The 1,956-nt window shown below is 28.9% G+C and carries 2 protein-coding genes; both read right to left on the bottom strand.

From position 1 onward, the window contains the following. Positions 1-253 precede the first annotated feature (253 nt). Entirely contained in the window at positions 254-793 is a 540-nt protein-coding gene (locus tag M4I23_RS19375; RefSeq protein WP_249755507.1) for a hypothetical protein, read from the bottom strand. Positions 794-969: 176 nt separating this feature from the next. Continuing rightward, positions 970-1,803: a hypothetical protein gene (locus M4I23_RS19370; RefSeq protein ID WP_249755506.1), complete on the bottom strand. Its 834-nt coding sequence runs from the start codon at positions 1,801-1,803 to the stop codon at positions 970-972. Positions 1,804-1,956 lie beyond the last annotated feature (153 nt).

Genomic DNA, 1,956 nt, shown 5'->3' with positions numbered 1-1,956 from the left:
CTTTTTTTTCGCCAGTGTTCATTTTTTGTTTTCATAAGTGACTATAATTAATGGTTTAATTTTTAGTCAACCTATTTCAGGAAAATTCATTTGCGATATTACTGCCAACGTGTTTGTGTATGGTTAGTTGCGTGGTTCAGCAACTAAGTTAGCAAACTTTTACGAACCCGTGAATATTCCGCAGGAATATTCGCAAGTAAGCTCAATGAAGCAATTAATTATACACGGTGTTGTGCGTTCGTACTTTTTTTATTCAATGACTTGAACGTTGAACTAAAATACTTTTTTTATCAGACAAAAATGCAACGTAATAATATTTACTTCCGTTTTCTTTTGAATATTCACTTTCAATTTTCAATTCGTTCAATTTTCTTTTAGCATTGTCCATCTCAATACAGCCAATTTTTATTCCATCTTTAACGAATCCATTTTTGGTCAATTCCAATTGTAAATTTTGGTAAAATTCATTTCCGATAGTAATTATAGAAACCGAAGAATACTCTCCTTGCAGGTCAGGATAGCCAGCAGTTTTATATTCAAATTCAGAATCTTTTGGTAATTCAATTCCAGTAACTTCTTTAAAATCCACTTTATAAAACTCTGTAGAAGGATAAAAAGCATCGTAGATAAAATATCCAACTATGAAAATAGGAAGGAAAGCGAGAATTCTCCATTTTGAATTAATTCCTTTTTTTCTTAAAGTTCTATAAATCCAAAAAGTGAGTAAAATCGGTATTCCAATAATTAATATTGGTACTAAAATCAGAAGTAAAAAGAAGAGAAATTCGTCCATTTATTTATTCAGCGTAAAGTTTGGCACGTATGACGCACAACGGTATTGTGTATGGTTAGTTGCGTGTTTAAGCAACTAATTTAGTAAACTTTTACGAACCCGTGAATATTCCGCAGGAATATTCGCAAGTAGAGAAGAATAAAGCAATTAATTATACACGGTGTTAGCCACAGTATTTATTCAATTTCTGCTTTTAAATATTCCGTCCGTAAACAGTTTTGCTCTTTTTTTGAATATTTGAAATTCACACACACCTTTAATGCTAAATTTTTATTATCAATCCAAACAATATCGTCAATATTCCATTTCGTATTAGTATGGACTCTATAAGAAATGATTGTTTGATTTTCTATATAATGCATATTAATATATGTCTCTACCCAATCTGATTCGAAAGAAATAAGTTTTTTATTGTCAGGTGAAATCCTTGGTAAATTATCATTGCCATCTGTGTGTTTAATTAAATTTATAACAGAATCTGTTGTTTTATTTAGCAAAAACATATTATAGATTCCTGAACCTCCACTACCTATAACATAAGAATCTAAAGGAACAAGAAAGCCATAGAAATCTGAAATTGGATAAACAACATTTCCAAAGCCATTATTAAATTCATAAACTTTATTATTACTTTCTATTACAAATTTTACCGAATCGTGTTGAACTAACTTTTCTTTTATTATTTTAAAATCATATGAGTTTTTATAATTCAAAAATTGAATTTCAGAAATGTTTTGGAAATTTAAGTTCAGTTTTTCGTTATTCAATTTCGGACTATTAGACACCATAAAAATATTTCTTACGACGCTGTCTATTTCTATTTCATTTTTGATTTGAGAATCTGAAGTGTTTTGTTCAGTCTGTATTTCGGTTTTTATTTTTTCTTCATTTTTCTCAATATTAATTTTGTCATTATTTTCTAGAATATTAGTTTTTTTTCCATTTTCCGTTTCACTCCTACAATTAATAAGAAAAACGAACATTGTCAGAAGTAATAGGGTTTTTCTCATATTGTGGCTAACGTTTATGTATAAGATTAGTGGCGTGTTTAAGCACCTAATCTAGCAAATAAACACCAGATAGAAAATGAAGTGCACCCAAATGTTTAGACAAATTTATAATTAATTTTGATAATAATTAGCTCGATATTCAATCGGGCTCAT

The organism is Algibacter sp. L4_22 (assembly GCF_023473045.1).
Classification (GTDB): Bacteria; Bacteroidota; Bacteroidia; order Flavobacteriales; family Flavobacteriaceae; genus Algibacter.
The sequence above is the reverse complement of the archived record's forward strand: the minus strand, read 5'-3'. Positions and strand labels throughout refer to the sequence as shown.

Excerpts from the sequence above, each read along its gene's own strand:
- M4I23_RS19375 (WP_249755507.1), bottom strand. The coding sequence starts at position 793 with ATGGACGAATTTCTCTTCTTTTTACTTCTGATTTTAGTACCAATATTA.
- M4I23_RS19370 (WP_249755506.1), bottom strand. The coding sequence starts at position 1,803 with ATGAGAAAAACCCTATTACTTCTGACAATGTTCGTTTTTCTTATTAAT.